We start from the raw sequence: 21,157 nt of genomic DNA on the forward strand, positions 1-21,157 counted from the left end.
ATTTTCTTTAAATTTTTTTGACCACAAATTACACAAATTTTCACAAATTTTATTATTCTCAGACAGTGTACTATTTAAGCTTCTTATCTACCAGAGAATTGAAAAACTTATTTTTAATTACTCTTATGAAAATGACTGCCCTAGCCCCGATAGAAGTGAAAATCCTTTTGTGCCGGGGTTCGGCACAAAAGATTGCAACGGATAGCGGGAAACAGCTCCTAAAACTTATTATTGAAATTTTAGCTGTAAGCTTCTGAAAGTTCTTTTAAATGTCTTTTTACTAAAATTTTTCCTCTGATTCCTGTTACAAATAAACCAAAACCGGATAAGATTGCACCATACATGATCATATTTCCACCGGTTCCAATGGTGAAAATCAAACCTAATGTGAGCAATAAAAGCCCATAGAAGATTTGTTTACTGGCTCTTTTTCTGAGATCGCGCGTGGCAATCATATTGACAAAATCTACTTTTATCATGATGATAAACGAAAGTTTAAGATTTCTTTTTTCAATAGAATTACTTGTATAAAAGAAGTTTTCTCTGGAATGAATGTCGGTAATGTCACCAAAATCACCCGCTTTCATAATTGCATCTAAGATTTTATCAAAATTTTGAATTAACTCTTCGTCACTAAGATCCTTATTATTGGTTGCGACTATTTCTTCAATGTTCTCTTCTAATTCGGCTCTTTTTTCAGAAAGATATCCGATTTGATCTATTGGAGAAAGGCTTTGAATATATCTCCTTTCAATTTCTTCTTCATCCAAATCAAATTTTGGTTCGCTCACTTCTTCTTCCTGAAAAATTGTTTCGATATCGACTTTCCGATCTATCAAAATTTCTTTTGCAACCACTAACGCATCTGGATTGTATTTAGTGGCATTTTTGGTCAACATTAAAATTAATTCTTCGTCAGAATGACTCACAAAACGCTTCCTGAAAGTTTCTATATCCATAATTTAATAATTTATGTAAATATTAAAAAACAAAATGAATTTTAACATAAATTACTACGGATTTTTTTGTTTTATAGAAAAATTACTTCTGACGTTTCTTTAAAACATCGACCACATCATTCAGCTGAAAACCTTTGGCCTGCAGTAAAATAAGGTAATGAAAAAGCAAATCGGCGCTTTCGTCAAGAAATAATTCGTCATTATTATCTTTGGCCTCAATCACCACTTCTACAGCCTCTTCGCCTACTTTTTGAGCAATTTTATTGATGCCTTTATCGAATAAAGAAGCCACATAACTTTTCTCAGAATCTGCGTTTTCACGACGAACTTTAATCGTGTTTTCTAAGTCTGAAATAAAGCCATAATTGGCAGTATTTGGTTCTTGCCAACAGGTATCTGCTCCAGTGTGACACGTTGGCCCTACTGGTTTTGCCTGAATTAAAAGCGTATCGCCGTCGCAATCATTTTTAATATCAACAAGTTCTAAAAAGTTGCCGCTCTCCTCACCTTTTGTCCAAAGTCTTTGTTTTGAACGACTGAAAAAAGTTACTTTTTGGATTTCGATTGTTTTTTGAAGCGATTCTTCGTTCATATACCCCAGCATCAGCACATTTTTGGTTTCTGAATCCTGAATGATGGCCGGAATCAATCCGTGTGCGCTTTTTATATCTATGTTCATAATTAATTTTAGATTTTAGAGTTCAGATTTTAGATTATTTCTGTACTCGATATTTTTTATTTTAGATTTTTAAATTGCTATTTTGATTGATTTTTTGAAATTGCAATTGGAATTTGGAATTTTAAAAATTGGAATTTAATACTAAATCCTTACTTCAATATCATTGTTTCTCAGTTCTTCTTTCAACTCTTTTATTTCAATTTCTTTAAAGTGAAAAACACTCGCAGCAAGCGCCGCATCTGCCTTTCCAACCTTGAAAGAATCTACAAAATGCTGAATGTTTCCGGCACCTCCAGAAGCTATAATCGGAATATTGATTAACTCAGACAATTTAGCCAAAGCCTCGTTTGCAAAACCATTTTTGGTTCCGTCATTATCCATTGAGGTAAATAAAATTTCACCCGCACCACGTTCAGCGACTTCTACTGCCCAATCGAATAAATTAAGTTCTGTTGGCACTTTTCCACCCACCAAATGCACGATCCATTGTCCGTCAATTTGCTTGGCATCTATCGCCACAACAACACATTGGCTTCCGAATTTCTGAGCTAAATCATTGATTAACTGTGGATTTTTTACTGCCGATGAATTGATCGAAACTTTATCAGCTCCGTTATTCAATAGAATTTCAACATCTTCAACAGAAGAAATTCCACCACCAACTGTAAACGGAATATTGATTTTCTCCGCCACACTTCGTACCATATTGACTAACGTTTTACGACGTTCTTCGGTAGCGGAAATATCCAAAAAAACCAGCTCATCTGCTCCTTCTGCCGAATAAATTTCAGCCAGTTCCACCGGATCACCAGCATCACGCAAATCTACAAAATTTACGCCTTTTACGGTTCTTCCGTTTTTTATATCGAGACAGGGTATGATTCTTTTTGCTAACATATTTTTTTTGTCAATTGTTAAATGTAAGATGTGAAATGTTATTTGTAAAACCTCTAATCCTGGTCTTACAATTCACTTTTTACATTTTACCAATAATATAATTTTCTAACTGTTTCAAAGTGATTCTACCTTCGTAAATCGCTTTTCCAATAATCGTTCCTTCGCAACCCAATTCGGCTAATTTTGGCAATTCATCAAAGGTTGAAATTCCGCCAGAAGCGATTAATTTTACACCTTTGGCTTCCGCCAAAATTTTTCCGTACAAATCAAAACTTGGTCCTTCGAGCATTCCGTCTTTGGCGATATCGGTGCAAATTACGTACTGAATTCCCTTAGTTTGATAATCCTGAATAAACGGAATCAAGTCTTCATCTGAATCTTCTAACCAGCCTGAAACGGCAATTTTTTCGTCTTTGGCATCGGCACCTAAGATAATTTTATCTGAGCCATATTCTGAAATCCATTTTTCGAAAATCGCTCTATTTTTTACCGCTATACTTCCACCCGTAATTTGATTGGCTCCGCTTTCAAAAGCAATCCTTAAATCCTCATCTGACTTTAAACCTCCGCCAAAATCAATTTTTAAACTCGTTTGATTCGCGATTTGTTCCAAAATTTTATAATTGACAATTTTGCTTGATTTTGCTCCGTCTAAATCTACCAAATGCAAATATTCGATTCCGTGTGCTTCGAATGATTTGGCTACTTCCAGCGGATTTTCGTTATAAATTATTTTGGTATCGTAATCGCCTTTTGATAAGCGAACACATTTTCCGTCGATGATATCTATGGCAGGTATTATTCTCATTTTTTGATATTTTAGATTTCTGATTTTAGATTTTAGATTCTAAAAATTGAAATTGATTTTTGATTTTTGATATTGCAATTGATATTCAATTTTACAATTGGAATTTGGACCCGAGCGTTAGCGAACAGGCGAAGCAATTTAAATATTGGAATTTAATTTTAAAAAGTTCTCCAAAATTTTCTCCCCAACAGCACCGCTTTTCTCAGGGTGAAATTGTGTTCCGTAAAAATTATCTTTTTGCAAAGCTGATGCGTATTCTAACTCGTAATTGGTTGTTGCAATGGCTTCAGCACAATTTGGAGCATAAAAACTATGCACCAAATACATAAACTCATTCTCCGGAATTCCTTTGAACAAATCCGATTTAAGATTATAAATCTGATTCCAGCCCATTTGTGGCACTTTTACTTTCGAAGTAAATTTAATTACATCCACATCAAAAATCCCCAAACCTTTTGTATCACCTTCTTCAGACGATTTACACATCAATTGCATTCCCAAACAAATCCCTAAAACAGGCTGTTTCAAATTCGGAATCAAACTATCTAAACCGCTTTCTTTCAGTTTTTTCATCGCCGAACTTGCTTCTCCAACGCCAGGAAAAATCACTTTGTCTGCCGCCTGAATTTCCTCCGGATTATTGCTCAAAACCGCTTTAAAACCCAGTCGTTCAATAGCAAACATGATGCTCTGAATATTTCCTGCTCCGTAATTTATAATTACTATTTTCATTATTTTAAGTTAGAAGTCAGAAGTTAGAAGTCAGAAGTTTTAAACTTCCCTCTTCAAACTTCCAGCTTTATTTTACAACATTCCTTTCGTCGAAGGCAAAATCATTTTCTCCGTATCTCTTTTTACGGCTACTTTTATCGCTTTTGCGAAAGCTTTAAAAATCGCTTCAATTTTGTGGTGCTCGTTGGTTCCTTCGGCTTTGATGTTGATATTGGCTTTGGCACCGTCTGAGAAGGATTTAAAGAAATGATAAAACATTTCGGTTGGCATTTTACCTACCATTTCGCGTTTGAATTCGGTTTCCCAAACCAACCAGTTTCTACCGCCAAAATCAATCGCCACCTGCGATAAACAGTCGTCCATTGGCAGGCAAAAACCGTAACGTTCGATACCTAATTTGTTTCCTAACGCTTTTGCAAAAACTTCTCCCAAGGCAATTGCCGTATCTTCGATTGTGTGATGCTCATCTACTTCAAGATCTCCTTTTACAAGGATTTCCAAGTCCATTTGGCCGTGACGTGCGATTTGATCTAACATATGGTCGAAAAAAGCAATTCCAGTTTCGATTTTACTTTTCCCCGTTCCGTCAAGATTTAGGTTGATAAAAATATCGGTTTCATTGGTTTTACGCGTAATTGATGCTGAACGTGCTTCCAATTTCAAAAATTCATAGATTTCTTTCCAACTCATCGTTTGAAGAATAATCGTTTCGTCTAATTCTTCTCTTTTTGATGAAATTTCGTTGCTACCAATTCCATCATTATCATTAATGAAAATGGCTTTTGCTCCTAAGTTTTTCGCCAGTTCAACATCCGTCAAGCGATCTCCCAAAACAAAAGAATTCGCCAAATCATATTCTGGATTATCAAGATATTTTGTCAACATTCCTGTTCTTGGCTTGCGTGTTGGTGCATTATCTTCAGGAAAAGATCTGTCGATAAAAATATCATCAAACAAAACGCCTTCGTTCTCAAAAGCTCTTAAAATAAAATTTTGCGTTGGCCAAAACGTATCTTCTGGAAAACTATCGGTTCCCAATCCGTCTTGATTGGTCACCATTGCCAATTCGTAATCTAATTCGTTGGCAATTTTTGCCAAATATTGAAAGGCTTTTGGGTAAAATTCTACTTTCTCCAAAGCATCTAATTGGTAATTTTCTGGTTCTAAAACAATCGTTCCGTCACGATCGATAAAAAGTACTTTTTTCATATTTTAATTATATTTTGGGCGTGTCCCTCCGGGTCGGGCTTTCGGCTTTATCTTTTGTTCCGTTTCTCTTCACAAAAGGATACCGCCTCTATCCCTCACGCAAATCGGTTATCTAAATATTTTTTCTGCCACAGATTGCACAGATTAAAATGATTTTCTTTTACCACGAATTACATAAATTTTCACTAATTTTTTCACGCAGATTTCAAAAAGATTAAAGCAGATGCACGCGGATTATTTTATAATTAAAAATCAAAATTAAATCTGCTTTAATCTGCAAAATCTGCGTGAAAAAATAATCTGTTTAATCCGCAAAATCTGTGGGCTATTTCTTTTAGCTTAATAATTTTAATTCTCTAATTAAAACTGCATTTTCCTCAGGAATTCCTATCGTCAAACGAAGGCAATTTTCGCATAACGGTTGTGTTGTTCTATTTCTGATTACGATTCCTTTTGCAATTAATTCGTCGTATCTTTTGTTGGCATTATCCACTTTTATCAAAACAAAATTAGCTTCTGTAGGATACACTTTTTCAACAAAATTAACATCAAGTAAAACTTTAAGTAACTCCTCTCTTTGCTCAATAATAGAAGTTATTTCTTGTTTTATTTTTTCCGAATAATTCAAGCGGGAAATCGCTCTTTGTTGAGTCAATTCGTTTACATTGTAGGGCGGTTTTATTTTATTCAAAACTGAAATAACCGCTTCTGAGGCATAACAAATTCCTAAACGAATTCCTGCTAAACCATACGCTTTAGAAAGCGTTTGTGTAATCACTAAATTCGGGTATTCTTCCAATTCTACTAACCAGCTTTCTTTATCCGAAAAGTCGATATACGCTTCATCAATTACAACCAGACCTTTAAAATTTTGCAATAATTTAACCACACTTTCATCCGAAAAAGAATTTCCGGTTGGGTTGTTTGGTGAGCATAAAAAGATAATTTTAGTATTATCATCAACACTATCTAAAATCTTTTCTACTTGTGGCTGAAAATCTGCGGAAAGCAAAACTTCTCTGTTTTCAACTGCATTGATATTCGCCAGAACGCTGTACATTCCGTACGTTGGTGGCAGCGAAATAATGTTATCCTTTTTTGGCTCGCAAAAGGCTCTAAAAATCAAATCTAAAACTTCGTCGCTTCCGTTTCCTAACAATATCTGACTTTGTTTTACATTATTACTTTTTGCCAAAATTGCTTTTACCGAATTTTGCTGTGGATCCGGATAACGATTTACCCCATTTTGAAACGGATTTTCATTGGCATCCAAAAAAATCATTTCGGCAGTATCAAAATCTTCAAATTCATCTCTTGCAGACGAATAAGGTTTTAATGTTTTTACGTTTTCACGCGTAATTGTATTTATATCAAAAGTACTCATTATCGTATTTTTTGTTCCTGCAAGGTTTACAAAATCTTGTAGGTATGTTTTTTTTTATAAGTCTCACATTTTATACCTACAAGGTTTTGGAAACCTTGCAGGAAAACCGGATTACTTCAACGACTGTAATCTCAAAGTTACCGCATTCTTATGCGCTTGCAAACCTTCAGCTTCAGCCATAACTTCGATTGCTCTGCCAATATTCTGAATTCCTTTTTCCGAAATTTTCTGAAACGTCATCGATTTGGTAAAACTATCCAGATTTACTCCGCTGTAATTCTTAGCGTATCCGTTTGTCGGCAAGGTATGATTCGTTCCGGAAGCATAATCTCCTGCGCTTTCCGGTGTATAATTTCCAATGAAAACCGAACCTGCGTTCACAATTCCATTTACATAAAAATCATCAAATTCTGAACAGACAATAAAGTGTTCAGGTCCGTATTCGTTGATTAAATCTAAAGCGATTTGATCGTTTTCGACATAAATTAATTTTGAATTTTCGATGGCTTTTTTAGCGATTACTTTCCTAGGCAATTCTTCAATTTGTATTTGAATTTCACCTTCTACAGCATCAATCAATTTCTTTGAAGTCGAAACCAAAATCACCTGACTATCGGTACCGTGTTCTGCCTGTGATAATAAATCCGACGCTACAAACGCTGGAACCGCTGTATCATCAGCCACAACCAACAATTCTGATGGACCGGCCGGCATATCAATTGCAACACCAAATTGAGTCGCTAATTGTTTTGCTACGGTTACAAACTGATTTCCTGGACCGAAAATTTTATATACTTTCGGGATAGATTGTGTTCCGAAAGTCATTCCTGCAATCGCCTGAATTCCACCAACTTTTAAAATTTTAGTCACACCGCATAAATTGGCCGCGTACAAAATAGCTGGATTAATTTTTCCTGATTTATCTGGTGGCGAACACAAAACGATTTCTTTGCAACCCGCAATTTCAGCAGGAACAGCTAACATTAAAACGGTTGAAAATAAAGGCGCGGTTCCACCCGGAATGTACAATCCGATTTTCTGGATTGGACGTTTTTCCTGCCAGCAGTTTACTCCTTCAATTGTTTCTACCGAAACTTTTCCGGTTTTTTGAGCTGCGTGAAATTTATAAATATTTGCTTTCGCTAATTGAATAGCATCTTTTAATTCAGAAGAAATAGTATTTACAGCTTCCTGAATTTCTTCATTAGAAACTTCGTAATTATCTAAAGTAATTCCGTCGAAAATGGAAGTGTATTTTGCAACCGCTTCGTCACCTTTTTTCTGAACTTCTTTAAAAATTTCTTTGACCGTAACCTCAATATCATCTATTGTTTTGGTCGGTCTTTTTAGTATTTCTGACCAGGTATTTGGTTTTGGATTGTCTATTTTATTCATAATATTTTATATTAAATTCCAATTTTTTAAATTCCAAATTCCAATTACTGTGTTTTTTTTTACCGCAAAGGCACAAGGTTTTTTTGTTTATATTTCCTTGACAAACATAAAGTTTACAAAGCTGTTGTCGATTTTTGGAATTTTGAATTTTTCTTTTGTAATTTCATTTTTTAAAGTTGGAATTTGGAATTTTCCTTTATTTTGGATTTTAACTCTACAGTACCATTTTCTCAATTGGACAAACCAAAATCCCTTCGGCTCCTGCCTCTTTCAACTGATCGATTACATCCCAAAAAGTATCTTTGTCAATTACTGAGTGTACAGAGCTCCAGCCTTCCTGTGCCAATGGCAAAACAGTTAAACTTCTTAAAACGGGAAGAATTTTACCTATTTCATCAATTTTGTCGTTTGGAACGTTCATCAAAATGTATTTTGAATTACGAGCTCTCAAAACCGACTGAATTCTGAATTTTAATGTATCAATGTGTTTTTGAATTTCTGGAGAAACTTTTGGCGAAACTGCCAAAACAGCTTCTGATTTCAGGATCACTTCAACCTCTTTTAAGTTGTTTTTGAATAAAGTGCTTCCGCTAGAAACAATATCTACAATGGCATCGGCAAGGCCTATATTAGGCGCAATTTCTACTGAACCTGAAATTTGGTGAATATCAACCGTTAATCCAAAAGATGCAAAATATTCGGTAACCGTGTTTGGGTAGGAAGTCGCTACTCGCAAACCAGCTAAATCCTGAATCGAATTGTACTCGAAAGTTTTAGGAACAGCCACAGAAACCTTACATTTTGAAAATCCTAATTTCTGAACAACTTCAATGTGTTTTCCCTTTTCGATTAATAAATTATCGCCTACAATGGCTAAATCTACTACTCCGTCAATCAAATATTGAGGAATGTCTGAATTTCGTAAATACAAAACTTCAAGAGGAAAATTAGAAGCTTCAGCTTTTAACTGGTCGTTACCATTGTTGATCGAAATACCGCAATCTCTAAGGATCTGGATACTGTCTTCGTTTAAACGACCTGATTTTTGAATTGCAATTTTTAACGTACTCATTTTTTCTTTTTTTGTTAAATTAATAGTTTGAGTACAAAGAATAGGTAATAAAAAACCCGTTTGATGTACTCAAACGGGTTTTAAAATATGATGATTTACACGCATACCATTAACACATCGCCTGAGAGCAATTATGAAAATGATGATGATGTAATTGATTTAAAAACATTGTTGGTTGATTTTTTATTCTTTGATTCGGTTGCAAATATAATAGTTAATTTCATAAAAAAACAAATTTTTATTTAACTTAATACTATTTCCTTGTTAAAATAAAACTCAACTTACGTTTAAATTAGAACTTTTCTATTACGAAAACGTTTTCAAATCTTCGTCAAATTTCAAAATAACAGTCGTTCCTATTCCAATTTCGCTCTCAATCTGAAAAGAAATTTGCAATAATTCCGAAAGTCTTTTTACAATTGACAATCCTAATCCTGTCCCTTTTATTTCAGGATGTACTGAAGAATTTGATCTAAAAAAAGGATTGCAAATAGCCTCTAAATCTTCTTTGTTAATTCCGATCCCGTTATCAGTGATTTTGCAGCTTATTTTGTGATTTTCATTAAAAAGCAAAATCGCAACCTCTCCGTTATTGTTTGAATATTTAAGAGCATTCGAAATAATATTCCTAAAAATTGTTACTATTAAATAATTATCTGAATTGATATAAAAATCTTGTTGTGCGTCAAGTTTTATATTTATCTTTTTTCTTTTTATTTTCTCAGCATTCAAAGTCATTACATCCAGAATTACTGCATTCAAATAAACAGATTCTAAGATTATATTTTTTTTCTGATTCTCAAAACGAGCCAATAACAACAACTGATCTACCAACATATTCAAATGATCAACTTCGTTTATACAGAAATTAATTTTTTCTTCATATTCTTTGTTATCACGAGGTTTACGTATTAAAACTTCAAGTGTTCCCCGAATAACAGTTAGCGGTGTTCTTAATTCATGAGAAGCATCAGAGGTAAACTGCTTTTCTCGTTCAATTGCATCTTCTAACCTGTTCAATAAATTATTTATCGTATCAGAAAGTGTATAAAGCTCGTCTTTTATTTTTGGTAAGCCAATGCGTGTTTTCAGATTATCTTTGGTAATGGTTTTAGAAGTACTAATGATAGCATTGATAGGTTTTATACTTCTTCCAGCAAAAAATCGGGCAATAAAAAATAAAAGCAATAAGATTATCGGAAATGCAACAATCAGAATTTCGAACAAATTATCTAAAACCATACTAGAATTTGTCAACGACATGGCAATTATAAGATACCCTATGTTTCTAGACTTTATAATGAGCGGAACCTGAATTTGTCTAATGGTATCATCTCCTAACTGAGTGTCAAACAATTCGAAATTCTCTGCTGTATCAGCAAAGACAAGGGAATGCTTTTTTAGATTGGGAGATTTTTCAGTTATTTTTTTATTACTATCTAAAAACTGAACAAATACAGGATTTACATCTACCGTATTGTGTTCGCGCTCTTTCCACTCTTCTTTATCAGCCAAAACTACAACACCATCAATAATCTTGATTTCGTCAAGATGATTTTGAATTTCTACCTTAATATCTTCATCTATATGTCTGTAAACCGAATGCTTTACAATAGAAAAAATAGTGCAAAAAACCACAAACATTAATAAACCTGTGGTCACAATGTAGTTGAAAGCAATTCGATTTTTAAAAGAAAGTTGTATCATTTATAAGTCGTTGGCGATATATCCGATACCGCGAATTGTTTTTATATAATCTTCTTCGATCTTCAATTTGAGTTTTTTTCTGATGGCATTCATAAAAACGTCAATTACACCTGTATCGTATTCAAAATGAATATCCCAAACATCTTTCAAAATATCATTTCTAGTACATACTTTTCCTTTGTTTTTGACCAAATACGTTAATAGTTCAAATTCTCGTTGAGTTAGCGAAATTTCGATATTATTATTGGTAACGATATGTTTAGCCAAGTCAATTTTTATACTTCCTAAAGTTAGGATTTCTTCTTTTTCGAATGTTCTGAAATGTATTTTGATACGTGCCAATAATTCATCAAAACTAAACGGTTTTTTAATGTAATCATTAGCGCCAGCTCGTAATCCTTCAATCGTTTCATGAACTGTATCTTTTGCAGTCAAGAATATGACAGGTGTTTTTTGATCTTTGATTCTGATGGCTTTACATAAATCCAAACCATTAATTTTGGGCAACATCCAATCGAGTAAAATCAAATCAAATTTTTGATTCTTAATCAATTCAAAACCTTTTGAACCGTCACTTGCAGTTGTTATTTGATACCCTTCTTCCTGCAATCCCTGTTGCAAAAACTGAACAATTCCGAGTTCGTCTTCGACTATTAAAATATGCATTATAGTTATTTTATAGTGACTAAAAAATTAAATTTTGCATGGCGTTTTAAAACTCAAAGATACTTAATTCGAGTCCTAAAAACTTTAGAAATCAAAATAATAACTCGACTTAAGCAAATATTAAGTTTCTATTAAGCAAGGTAAAAGCTGAACAAATTGTATTTGAATACGTTTGATTTTAGCTTTGTCAAAAAAAATAACAATGCCACTTTCAAAGAAACTTTCTCCTTTTTATACGCTAGGTTTTTTTTACTTTACAATAAGCTTTTTTCTTCGAATTCTGCTCATATTTCATCCTATAACACGAAGTTCATTTACTATTCTGGAAAGCTTAAAAATCTTTAGTTTAGGCTTGTTCTCAGACTCTTTTGTCTTTGTGGCAGCTTCATTTTTTTTATGGCTGTATTTGATTTTTATCTCAAATACAAAATATAGCAAACCATCAGGATATATTATTTTGGCAGTTTATATTGCACTATTTTTATATATCGCCTCCGGAAAAAGCATTTTAAGCGAGTACGGAGGTGCTTTACCTAAAATCGTCCTAGCTTTTGTTGCCATTAAAACCGTTTTATTTTCGTTGTTATTATTTTTCCCTAAAAAGAGAGAGCAAATTAGGTATTGGCTATTTGCTTTTGTTATTTTTTTATACGTTTTATTGATTTTACAAAACGGTATTAGTGAGTTTTTCTTCTGGAGTGAATTTGGCGTAAAATATAACTTTATCGCCGTAAACTATCTGATTTACACCAATGAAGTCATCGGGAATATTTTACAATCCTATCCGATAGTTCCTGTATTTTCTGTTTTATTTTTGACAACCGGAATTGTTACTTATTTTATTTTACGAAAAGCAAAATACTATATTAATGATATTCCGAATCTGAATCAAAAACTTAAAATTACCGGAATCTATATCTCTTTATTACTCTTTTCATTAATTGCAATTCCAACTTTGGCTAAAGCCGAAAACTCCAAAAATGTTTTCGTTAATGAATTACAATCTAATGGTTTATACAAATTTTATTTGGCTTTCAAAAACAGCGATTTAGATTATTTTAAATTTTATAAAACGATTCCTAAAGAAGAAGCTTTTGCAATTCTAAAAAAACAATTCCCTGCAATTTCCGAAGAAAATTCCATTAGAAAAATAGAAAGTGATTCTGTAGAAATTCATAAAAATATTGTTTTAATAACTATCGAAAGTTATAGTGCCGAGTTTATGAAAGCCTACGGAAATGAGCAAAACATCACTCCTTTTCTGGATAGTTTGTCTCAAAAAAGTTTACAATTCACCAATCTTTATGCTGCTGGAAACCGCACAGTGCGAGGCCTTGAAGCTGTTACCTTATGTTTGCCGCCTACAGCAGGTGAAAGTATAATAAAACGCGAAGACAATAAAAACAAATTTTCTACTGGTGCAATTTTTAAGCAAAAAGGGTACAATGTAAAATTTATGTACGGTGGCGATGCTTTTTTTGACAATATGAAGGATTTCTATTCGGGAAATGGTTATGAAATTGTAGATAAATCCAGTTTTTCTCCCGAAGAAATTACTTTTTCGAATGTGTGGGGAGTATGTGATGAAGATATGTACAATAAGGCAATAAAAATTATGAATATTGAGGCGAAGGAAAATAAACCTTTTTTCAATCATATCATGACTGTTAGTAATCACAGACCCTTTACGTATCCTAACAATAAAATTGATATTCCGGGGGATATCAAATCGCGTGATGGCGGCGTAAAATACACCGATTACGCCTTACGAAAATTCTTTGCGATGGCAAGGAAACAGCCGTGGTTCACAAATACGATTTTTGTAATCGTTGCTGATCATTGTGCTTCGAGTGCAGGAAAAACACAACTTCCGCTGGATAAATACAGAATTCCAGGATTTATTTATAGTCCAGAATTTCAGTCGAAAAAATGCAATAAACTGATGTCGCAAATTGATATTATGCCTACTCTTTTTGGACGGTTGCATTTTGATTATCAAAGCAAATTTTACGGACAAGACGTGCTAAAATCATACTACAAACCAAGAGCTTTTATTGCAACTTATGAAGATTTAGGATTGATAAAAGACAATATTTTAACTATTTTATCTCCTAAGCAAAAAGTACAGCAATTTCAATTACAGTTGAATCCTAAAGCTGGAACTGCTCCAGAATTTCAGATTTTTTATACCGAAAAATCACTTCGGACCGAAAGAACAGATTTGGTTAATGAAACTGTTTCTTTCTATCAAACTGCTTCGCATCTGCTAAAAGAAAAAAAATATCAGAAATAAAAAAACACGACCTTCTGATGAAAACAAGTGCCCTAGCCCCGATAGAAGTGGAAATCCTTTGTCTGGCTCCTTTAGCCAGACAAAGATTGTAACGGATAGCGGGAAATAGCTCCTAAATAAAAAAGCCTTTGAAATCAATGACTTCAAAGGCTTTTGGTATAATGTAAAAGAATTAATCATTCTGATTTTGCATTCCGAATAAATATCCTTTTTGGTATAATTTTAAATCGTTTTTCAGATTCTTGCTGTTGCGTTTGGTGATTTCTTTAGCGTCTAAATCGCTTAAATCTGGTTTTCCGGCGTTTACCCAGGCTGTGTACCAGAAACTGGCTGTCGCGGTGATGGCTTTTTTCATTTGGTTTTCGACCATTCCGTTAAGCTCTGTGTGCAATTTCTGCGCATATTCATCTGAGAATTTGGCGCTGTTGTATTTGTTTTTCACCACTTTTCCATCAGCATCGACAACAAAAACCTGATTTTCCGGAGTCGCTGTACGCAACTTTTTATCGACTGATAACAATGGCTCCACAAGACTATGGGTATCATAAATCATGTCCCAGGTCGCTTTGTGAACGTCTTCGTAATAATGTGCTTCAGGAACGTTTAATTTGTAATTTTTCACGAATAATTCCGGCAATCTGCTTTCCCAAAGCGAATGAATTCCTTTTTGATCGCTCAATTGTCCGTCATGATTGGCAGAAGTATGCAAAGGCATGTGTGCATCACCAATATAATGTCCTAAATCTGCAGCCAGAAACAAGATTTCGGCTCTGTTTTTTTCTTTGAAAGCTTTGGTTAATTTTACCATCATGTCTTCGATATACCAAGGCAAAATTCCGTTTGAGTTCAAAAACTTTGCATCGTATTTTTTTGTTGCTTCTTCGTAAGTTTTAGGAATACTATCAACGGCTCCAAAATTTTCCATATCAAAATAATGTCTTGGATTTTCGTCTTTATATTTTAAAGCATATTTACGAATATCCGGAACCGAAGCTTCCTGAGTAATAAAATCGATGTGGTTGTAAAAAAACACCTGAAGCGGCTGTGGCAAAGCCATAACTGCAGCTTTATTGATTCGCTCATGCCCTACAATTCCCCAGGATAATGTCAAAAAACCAATCGCTAAAGCGAAAATCACAACTAGCTTTGGTTTCATTTTAAAATTTTTCATTTGCTGTTTTTATTTGAGTTGCAAATTTATTGTATTTAAAGATAATTCAAAAGAATAGTAATTAAGAATATGTTAATTTAATTTTCTGAAACTTTTTTACCATATAAGTGATATAAGTTCATATTAAAAGCTTTTACTTAAAAAACGTATTCTATTTGAAATTACTAAAAACCATTGAGTGAAATTATTTTATATGATCTTCACTCCACCAATTACTTAAATTATCTTATATCACTTATATGGTTAAAAAAACAAAATCGCAACCAACGAAAGCCCCGCAATAAAAACCCACAGGAAAACACCTTGTAGTAAAGGCTTCACTCCTACTGATTTTAAAGTATTTATGTTTAATGTTGCTCCTATTAGAAATAAAGTAATCGTTAAACCAATTTTGGCAATACTCACAATTTGTGGCGCAAAAATGGCGGTAGCGGGCACATACGTATTCAGGAGCATTGCCAAAATAAATAATCCAATAAAGTACGGAATCTTGATTTTTGAGTTTTTGTTTTTGAAAATAAAAGCCGTGATAATCGAAATTGGAATAATCCATAAGGCTCTGGCTAATTTTACAGTTGTGGCGACTTGCAATGCTTCGGCACCGTATTTATTGGCAGCACCAACTACCGAGCTGGTGTCATGTATAGCGATCGCACACCACAAACCGAAGTCTTTTTGAGATAAATCGAGTTGATGACCTATAAACGGAAAAGCAAATAACGCAACTGAATTCAGTATAAAAATAACACCTAAAGCTATCGAAGTTTGGTTTTCGCTGGATTTAATTACAGGAGAAATGGCTGCAATGGCGCTACCACCGCAAATAGCTGTTCCACAAGAAATTAAATGCGAGGTTTTCTTATCGGTTTTGAGCCATTTCCCTAAAAGTGTTCCAAAAATTAAAGTGCTGAAAATAGAGAAAATGGTCAATAAAAAGCCTTCTTTCCCAGCCGAAATGGCACTTGTAGCATTCATTCCGAAACCTAAACCTACAACTGAAAATTGCAATAAAAAAGTAATTGCTTTATGATGGAATGCTAAAAATGGGTTTCCAAAAAAATTCACCAAAACTATTCCTGCAACTAAAGCAATTGGTGGTGAAATAATCGAAAACAAACACAACAAAATCACAGCACCAAAAATAATTGGCGAAAGAAAATGTTTTATTTCAACTAAATGTGAAAATGAATGGTGTTGTGTTTTCAAAATAAGGTAATTTGATTATTACCTTACAAAGGTCGGTTCTTTATAATCAAATCGCCAATCGTAAAAAAAGATTCGCTATAACTTTAAGTTATAATGATTTGCAATATTTTGAATAAACAATTCAGACAAAGCATCTGATTTCCCGAGTAAAGTGATGATATAAAAGTATCTTTCGATCGTAATATTTTCGACATCCAAAACAATCAATTCTCTGTTTTTAAGCTCGTTAGTTACCGCATGTATGGACATGAATGCAAAACAATCTGAATTCAGCAAATAGGATTTTATACTTTCGGTACTTCCTAATTGCATTTCGATTTGTAAGTCGCTTAATTTTAAACCAACTTGTTTTAAAGCAAATTCTATAACTTCAAGTGTTCCTGAACCTCGTTCACGAGTGATGAATTTCATGGCTTTTAGATCGTTAAGCGAAATTTCGTTTTGCTGTACCAAAGGATTTTTGCTGTTGCAAACCAAAACCAATTCGTCCTTCAAAAACGGAATGTATTTTATAGATTGATTTTTTGATTGTCCTTCTACAATTCCGATTTCGATTTCTTTGTTGATTAGAGCATTTTCTATTTGTTCGGTATTTCCGTTCAGTAAATTGACTTTTATATCTTGCTGTTTTTGATGAAAACGTGCCAGAACCGGCGAAATAATATATTGTGAAATGGTTGTGCTCGCTCCTAGCCTTAACAAACCTTGACGTTCGTTGCTAAACGAACTCATTTCAAAGTCGATTTCGCGGTAAATTTCGAAGATGTTTTTGGTGTATTTAAGTAAAATTTCTCCGGCCGGAGTTAAGGCAATTTTAGAACCGTTTCGCTCAAAAAGCTTGGTTTTATAGGCTTCTTCGAGTTCCTGAATGTGTTTCGAAACCGCTGGCTGTGTGATATACAATTCCGAAGCTGCTTTGGTAAAGTTAAGCCTGAGTGCAACGGTCTGAAAAACTTTTAGGCGGAAATCCATTTTATATTTATTGAAAGTGAAACACAAATTTCACAAATTATCACAAATTTTACTTTTCAAACCGTGACAATTCGTCACGGTTTCATTTCCTTCAGCTTTTAATCTTTGTTTAAGTTTACGCCAATAAGCCGTCGCATTGATACTTTCAGTTAATACACTAACAACATCAATAATTGAAAAATACCATTTCTCTTCATCTTTATTCCAGACAGTTCTTACTTTTTTTTCTTCAAATAATTGTACTGATTCTTTTTCCTTCATAATCACTCAATTTACATAAAATCTTTTCATTTTATTTCAAGTTACTTCTAATTTTAAAAGTTGAGCCTGAGTGCAACGGTTTGAAAAACTTTTAGCCTGAAAGCCATTTGAAATTATTTAAAATATTCATCTCCAAATAAAGCACCAATTAAAATAATGTTAATAAAAATAATTGATAGAAACAAAAAGTCAATATTTATAGAATAAATCTTATCAAAGACTCTAATTCTAGGTTTCTTGTTTAATAAAAAAATAGAAAGTGTAAATAAAACTAAAATTGCATACATATAAGCTACCAATGACGCTTTTCCATTTTCATATTTTCTCGCTCGTTTAAAATTTAAATAATCTTTATCGTTTTTTCGTAAATGATAAATAACATTATTAATTGAAGAAATTGTCAATGTATCATTAGTTTTTACCTCTACTTTAAAATCCTCAATACTTAAATATTTATAATCCGATTCATTAATTTTAAAAGTGGTATCCACATTTTTGAAACTCAATTCAACCCAATATTTTTTATTTTTTGGACCTCCACTTTTAGTAAAAAAAGGTTCTTTCGCTAATATTTTAGTACTAACATTAAATTTCTTGACATCAATATTATCTTGTAAAAAGATACAAGCTATACCTATAAATGTTGCAATAATTGTATAATGAATATACTCTTTCTTTTTTTTATTTAAATTGTAGTTCATTTTTAAAATTACAACAATCCATTATACTTCCTCACAAACCATTCCGTTGTCAATAAAATCGCAATCAAAACCAACAACCAAACCCAATCAATCAATGGAGTTTTGGTCGAAATGTTTTTCTCTATTGATTTGTATTCTTTGTTTTCCAGAAGTTGCTGAATTAAATCATCAGCTTGATTTTCGAAAAAAGCTTTTCCGTTGGTTTGTAATGCCAATTGTTGTAATTTCTGAACATCTGGATTTACAAATTGCTTTTCGATATCAAAATCTAAAATCTCAAAATGATTGGAGTAAACCGTGTTTGTGTTGAGTTCTTTTACCGAAAAATTATATTTCCCAGCCACCAAACCGTCCAGATTTGCTGAGAACGAATTGTTTCCTTTTAGTAAATCGTAGTTTTTAGTTTGTTTGGTTTCGGTATTGGTAACGGTAATAGTGAGTCGTGCTTTTTCGTCGAACTCGTAATTTTTATTGAAATATTGCGCATTAATTGCAATTGCTTCACCCGAATTATAAAAACTTTCGTGTTCAACCACCAATGATTTTTTAGAAGTTGTAGAAGCCAGATATTGAATTATCTTATCTACAAAAACATCATATTTCTCAAATGACTGATTGTCTATATGACTTTGCAAACGCCATTTCCAGCTGTTTTCACCTAATAAAAAAGCAGTTCTTTTACCTTGATTTTCGGCGAAAGCCAATAACGGAGCATTAGTAGAAACGTTTCTGATTTTCGAAGAAAGTAAAACTGAAACATTTCCTTTAGTCGTTATGGTTCCGAATAAATTCTGCAAAGGCGGGAAATTTTCAAAACCAATATTCTCTATCGCAAACAAATTAAATTGCGACTGAAATTCTGATAAATAATCTTCTCTCTGACCGCTCATTTTAAAAACCAAGTTGTTTTGCTGCTGGTTCAGAAAATTAAAATCGGTGTTGTTTCCGGTAATGATAAAAGTGTTTGTTCCTGCTAATTTGGTGTTGTCAAAAATAGCTTTAAAAGCCGTCGTTGGCTGATATAAAACTAAAACAGAAACATCTTGTAATAAATTGATTTCATTTGGTTTAACCAATATTACTTTACGCTGTGCATTAATTTCTATTGAGCGTTTTAAAGCTGCAATATCCGGGTGATTTATAGACGAAACAATCGCAATAGTTGACTTTTGATTGATGATTTCAACAGCAAAATTCTTGATATTATTATAGCTGTTTTTCTCTTTTACGTTGGATGAAATAGTTGCTTTAAAAACCTGCAATCCTACTTTATCAGCAGGCAAAAGCAAATTGATCGTCGCTGTTTTTTTAGAAGAGGAAAAAGAAACTTTCTCTTTTGCCAAAACAGAATTTCCTTGCGAAATAGTAAAATCTGCCGTTACATTCTTATCTCCGGCATACTGCAGAAAAACTTCAACCGGGAATTTATTTTTATGAAAAGCGTATTTATTTACGTTAAGCTGATTTATTTTTAAATCAAAAAAAGTAGTTGTATCTCCCACAACCAAAGGATAAACTTTATTCGCAGGATCAAAACGATATACATAATCGTTTCCTGTAGTTTGATTTCCGTCGGTAATAATTACCGTTGGGAAAATCAGGTTTTTGTTGATGCTATTTAAGTTTTTCGCAACTGCATCCAGATTGGTTTGTTTTCCTTTAAAATCAAATTTGTCAGAAGATTTTAAATCAGTATCAAACTGATACGACTGAATTTCGAATTTCTCCTGAAGTGCCGGATTTGAAATCAGTTTTTGGTACAATTCGACCACTTTTTTGTCGGATTTCAAAGCCACAATCGAACTCGAATTATCAACCGCAATGGCCAAAGGTGTTTTGGTAATTTCCAGCGAATTTTTGGTAATTATCGGATTAATCAACAAAACCAACAATGCAAAAATGGCTGCAAAACGTAAAAAAGCCAAAAACATATTCACTTTCGAATAGTTTTTGGCTTTATAAAAATATTGAAAATACGACAAACCACCCGCTATTACTAAAGAAAGTAATATTAATAGAATCGTATTTGTAGTCATAAATTTTATTTAGTGATGAGAAATTAAGATTTAAAGATAGAAAAACCTTTGAACCTTTGCAACTTAGAACCTCAGTACCTTAGGTTAGCATTCCTCCACAAACATTAAGCACTTGTCCTGTAACATAAGCACTCATATCTGATGCTAAGAAAAGACAGGCATTCGCAACATCTTCGGCGCTTCCGCCACGTTTCAACGGAATTCCTTCTCTCCAGCCTTTTACAACATCTTCGCTTAATTTTGCAGTCATTTCCGTTTCAATAAAACCAGGAGCGATTGCGTTACAACGAATGTTACGTGAACCTAATTCTAAAGCTACCGATTTTGTAAAACCAATTGCACCCGCTTTTGAAGCCGCATAATTCGTTTGTCCGGCATTTCCAGAAACTCCAACTACAGAACTAATATTGATAATAGAACCAGAACGCTGTTTCAAAAAGGTTTTCTGAATCGCTTTAGTCATATTAAACACTGACTTCAGGTTTACATCGATAACCTGATCAAAATCAGCCTCAGACATACGCATTAATAAATTATCTTTTGTAATCCCAGCATTGTTAATCAAAATATCAACTGTTCCAAAATCAGCTAAAACAGCGTCAACAAAAGTTTGCGCTTCGTTAAAATCCGCCGCATTCGACTGGTATCCTTTTGCTTTAATTCCTAAACCGTTTAATTCAGCTTCCAAAGCCTGAGCAGATTCAACAGACGAGCTGTATGTAAAAGCTACATTTGCACCATGTTTAGCAAAAACTTCAGCAATTCCTTTTCCAATTCCACGACTAGCGCCTGTAATAATGGCCACTTTTCCTTCTAGTAATTTCATATTCAAAATTAATTTTAATATTTATTTGTAGCTATTCCTGCTATCCGCTATATTCCCGATTAACAAAAACTACGGCTAAAAAGCCTTGTTTTTCTAAATCGGGAGATGTCGCTTCTCCCGATAGCTATCGGGACAGGGCTAAAAACGACTCGTCAAATATAGAACAATTCCCTTTTTAAAAAA

19 protein-coding genes are annotated in these 21,157 nt (G+C 33.4%); 1 reads left to right on the plus strand and 18 read right to left on the minus strand.

Annotation, left to right across the window (positions count from 1 at the left end; translation table 11 throughout):
- Positions 1-239 precede the first annotated feature (239 nt).
- From GON26_RS06135 to GON26_RS06185, 11 genes are all read right to left on the minus strand, one after another.
- Positions 240-959 carry a hypothetical protein gene (locus GON26_RS06135; protein ID WP_160373862.1) on the minus strand — a complete coding sequence of 240 codons (720 nt, stop codon included), beginning with the start codon at positions 957-959 and terminating at the stop codon, positions 240-242.
- A gap of 82 nt (positions 960-1,041) precedes the next feature.
- Positions 1,042-1,638, minus strand: coding sequence for a bifunctional phosphoribosyl-AMP cyclohydrolase/phosphoribosyl-ATP diphosphatase HisIE (gene hisIE / locus GON26_RS06140; RefSeq protein ID WP_160373863.1), 597 nt, complete (start codon positions 1,636-1,638; stop codon positions 1,042-1,044).
- A gap of 141 nt (positions 1,639-1,779) precedes the next feature.
- Positions 1,780-2,535: an imidazole glycerol phosphate synthase subunit HisF gene (gene hisF, locus GON26_RS06145; RefSeq protein ID WP_160373864.1), complete on the minus strand. Its 756-nt coding sequence runs from the start codon at positions 2,533-2,535 to the stop codon at positions 1,780-1,782.
- A 79-nt stretch (positions 2,536-2,614) separates the two neighbouring features.
- Positions 2,615-3,343, minus strand: a complete 729-nt coding sequence (hisA, locus tag GON26_RS06150) for a 1-(5-phosphoribosyl)-5-[(5-phosphoribosylamino)methylideneamino]imidazole-4-carboxamide isomerase (protein WP_160373865.1) — start codon at positions 3,341-3,343, stop codon at positions 2,615-2,617.
- A 138-nt stretch (positions 3,344-3,481) separates the two neighbouring features.
- Entirely contained in the window at positions 3,482-4,075 is a 594-nt protein-coding gene (gene hisH, locus GON26_RS06155; protein ID WP_160373866.1) for an imidazole glycerol phosphate synthase subunit HisH, read from the minus strand.
- A gap of 72 nt (positions 4,076-4,147) precedes the next feature.
- Positions 4,148-5,284 carry a bifunctional histidinol-phosphatase/imidazoleglycerol-phosphate dehydratase HisB gene (gene hisB, locus GON26_RS06160; protein WP_160373867.1) on the minus strand — a complete coding sequence of 379 codons (1,137 nt, stop codon included), beginning with the start codon at positions 5,282-5,284 and terminating at the stop codon, positions 4,148-4,150.
- Between the two features lie 334 nt (positions 5,285-5,618).
- Entirely contained in the window at positions 5,619-6,668 is a 1,050-nt protein-coding gene (hisC, locus tag GON26_RS06165) for a histidinol-phosphate transaminase (RefSeq protein WP_202110840.1), read from the minus strand.
- A 111-nt stretch (positions 6,669-6,779) separates the two neighbouring features.
- On the minus strand, positions 6,780-8,063 hold the full coding sequence (gene hisD, locus GON26_RS06170; protein ID WP_160373868.1) for a histidinol dehydrogenase: 1,284 nt from the start codon (positions 8,061-8,063) through the stop codon (positions 6,780-6,782).
- Positions 8,064-8,277: 214 nt separating this feature from the next.
- Complete coding sequence (hisG, locus tag GON26_RS06175) at positions 8,278-9,135, minus strand: ATP phosphoribosyltransferase (RefSeq protein ID WP_160373869.1); 858 nt, start codon at positions 9,133-9,135, stop codon at positions 8,278-8,280.
- Between the two features lie 306 nt (positions 9,136-9,441).
- A complete protein-coding gene (locus GON26_RS06180; protein ID WP_160373870.1) occupies positions 9,442-10,842 on the minus strand; it encodes a sensor histidine kinase in 1,401 nt (466 codons plus the stop codon).
- Positions 10,843-11,508 carry a response regulator transcription factor gene (locus GON26_RS06185; protein ID WP_160373871.1) on the minus strand — a complete coding sequence of 222 codons (666 nt, stop codon included), beginning with the start codon at positions 11,506-11,508 and terminating at the stop codon, positions 10,843-10,845.
- 202 nt (positions 11,509-11,710) lie between these two features.
- Between GON26_RS06185 and GON26_RS06190 the strand changes: the two genes are divergently transcribed.
- Positions 11,711-13,801, plus strand: a complete 2,091-nt coding sequence (locus tag GON26_RS06190) for an LTA synthase family protein (protein ID WP_160373872.1) — start codon at positions 11,711-11,713, stop codon at positions 13,799-13,801.
- 172 nt (positions 13,802-13,973) lie between these two features.
- Here the strand turns inward: GON26_RS06190 and GON26_RS06195 are convergent, their stop codons facing one another.
- From GON26_RS06195 to fabG, 7 genes are all read right to left on the minus strand, one after another.
- Positions 13,974-14,972: a zinc dependent phospholipase C family protein gene (locus GON26_RS06195; RefSeq protein ID WP_160373873.1), complete on the minus strand. Its 999-nt coding sequence runs from the start codon at positions 14,970-14,972 to the stop codon at positions 13,974-13,976.
- Positions 14,973-15,215: 243 nt separating this feature from the next.
- Positions 15,216-16,178: a YeiH family protein gene (locus GON26_RS06200; RefSeq protein WP_160373874.1), complete on the minus strand. Its 963-nt coding sequence runs from the start codon at positions 16,176-16,178 to the stop codon at positions 15,216-15,218.
- 75 nt (positions 16,179-16,253) lie between these two features.
- A complete protein-coding gene (locus GON26_RS06205; RefSeq protein ID WP_160373875.1) occupies positions 16,254-17,150 on the minus strand; it encodes a LysR family transcriptional regulator in 897 nt (298 codons plus the stop codon).
- A 30-nt stretch (positions 17,151-17,180) separates the two neighbouring features.
- A complete protein-coding gene (locus GON26_RS06210; protein ID WP_160373876.1) occupies positions 17,181-17,411 on the minus strand; it encodes a BRO-N domain-containing protein in 231 nt (76 codons plus the stop codon).
- A 113-nt stretch (positions 17,412-17,524) separates the two neighbouring features.
- Complete coding sequence (locus GON26_RS06215) at positions 17,525-18,112, minus strand: hypothetical protein (RefSeq protein ID WP_160373877.1); 588 nt, start codon at positions 18,110-18,112, stop codon at positions 17,525-17,527.
- An 8-nt stretch (positions 18,113-18,120) separates the two neighbouring features.
- A complete protein-coding gene (locus tag GON26_RS06220; protein ID WP_160373878.1) occupies positions 18,121-20,148 on the minus strand; it encodes a hypothetical protein in 2,028 nt (675 codons plus the stop codon).
- A 79-nt stretch (positions 20,149-20,227) separates the two neighbouring features.
- Positions 20,228-20,974: a 3-oxoacyl-[acyl-carrier-protein] reductase gene (gene fabG, locus GON26_RS06225; RefSeq protein WP_160373879.1), complete on the minus strand. Its 747-nt coding sequence runs from the start codon at positions 20,972-20,974 to the stop codon at positions 20,228-20,230.
- Positions 20,975-21,157: the final 183 nt, after the last annotated feature.

It is taken from the genome of Flavobacterium hydrocarbonoxydans, assembly GCF_009789235.1.
Taxonomy (GTDB): domain Bacteria; phylum Bacteroidota; class Bacteroidia; order Flavobacteriales; family Flavobacteriaceae; genus Flavobacterium; species Flavobacterium hydrocarbonoxydans.

Coding starts and splice junctions, on each gene's coding strand:
- fabG (WP_160373879.1), bottom strand. CDS start 20,974: ATGAAATTACTAGAAGGAAAAGTGGCCATTATTACAGGCGCTAGTCGT.
- GON26_RS06195 (WP_160373873.1), bottom strand. CDS start 14,972: ATGAAAAATTTTAAAATGAAACCAAAGCTAGTTGTGATTTTCGCTTTA.
- GON26_RS06215 (WP_160373877.1), bottom strand. CDS start 18,112: ATGAACTACAATTTAAATAAAAAAAAGAAAGAGTATATTCATTATACA.
- hisD (WP_160373868.1), bottom strand. CDS start 8,063: ATGAATAAAATAGACAATCCAAAACCAAATACCTGGTCAGAAATACTA.
- GON26_RS06205 (WP_160373875.1), bottom strand. CDS start 17,150: ATGGATTTCCGCCTAAAAGTTTTTCAGACCGTTGCACTCAGGCTTAAC.
- hisH (WP_160373866.1), bottom strand. CDS start 4,075: ATGAAAATAGTAATTATAAATTACGGAGCAGGAAATATTCAGAGCATC.
- GON26_RS06185 (WP_160373871.1), bottom strand. CDS start 11,508: ATGCATATTTTAATAGTCGAAGACGAACTCGGAATTGTTCAGTTTTTG.
- GON26_RS06210 (WP_160373876.1), bottom strand. CDS start 17,411: ATGAAGGAAAAAGAATCAGTACAATTATTTGAAGAAAAAAAAGTAAGA.
- GON26_RS06180 (WP_160373870.1), bottom strand. CDS start 10,842: ATGATACAACTTTCTTTTAAAAATCGAATTGCTTTCAACTACATTGTG.
- GON26_RS06135 (WP_160373862.1), bottom strand. CDS start 959: ATGGATATAGAAACTTTCAGGAAGCGTTTTGTGAGTCATTCTGACGAA.
- hisA (WP_160373865.1), bottom strand. CDS start 3,343: ATGAGAATAATACCTGCCATAGATATCATCGACGGAAAATGTGTTCGC.
- hisC (WP_202110840.1), bottom strand. CDS start 6,668: ATGAGTACTTTTGATATAAATACAATTACGCGTGAAAACGTAAAAACA.
- GON26_RS06220 (WP_160373878.1), bottom strand. CDS start 20,148: ATGACTACAAATACGATTCTATTAATATTACTTTCTTTAGTAATAGCG.
- hisB (WP_160373867.1), bottom strand. CDS start 5,284: ATGAAAAAAGTACTTTTTATCGATCGTGACGGAACGATTGTTTTAGAA.
- GON26_RS06190 (WP_160373872.1), top strand. CDS start 11,711: ATGCCACTTTCAAAGAAACTTTCTCCTTTTTATACGCTAGGTTTTTTT.
- hisIE (WP_160373863.1), bottom strand. CDS start 1,638: ATGAACATAGATATAAAAAGCGCACACGGATTGATTCCGGCCATCATT.
- hisF (WP_160373864.1), bottom strand. CDS start 2,535: ATGTTAGCAAAAAGAATCATACCCTGTCTCGATATAAAAAACGGAAGA.
- hisG (WP_160373869.1), bottom strand. CDS start 9,135: ATGAGTACGTTAAAAATTGCAATTCAAAAATCAGGTCGTTTAAACGAA.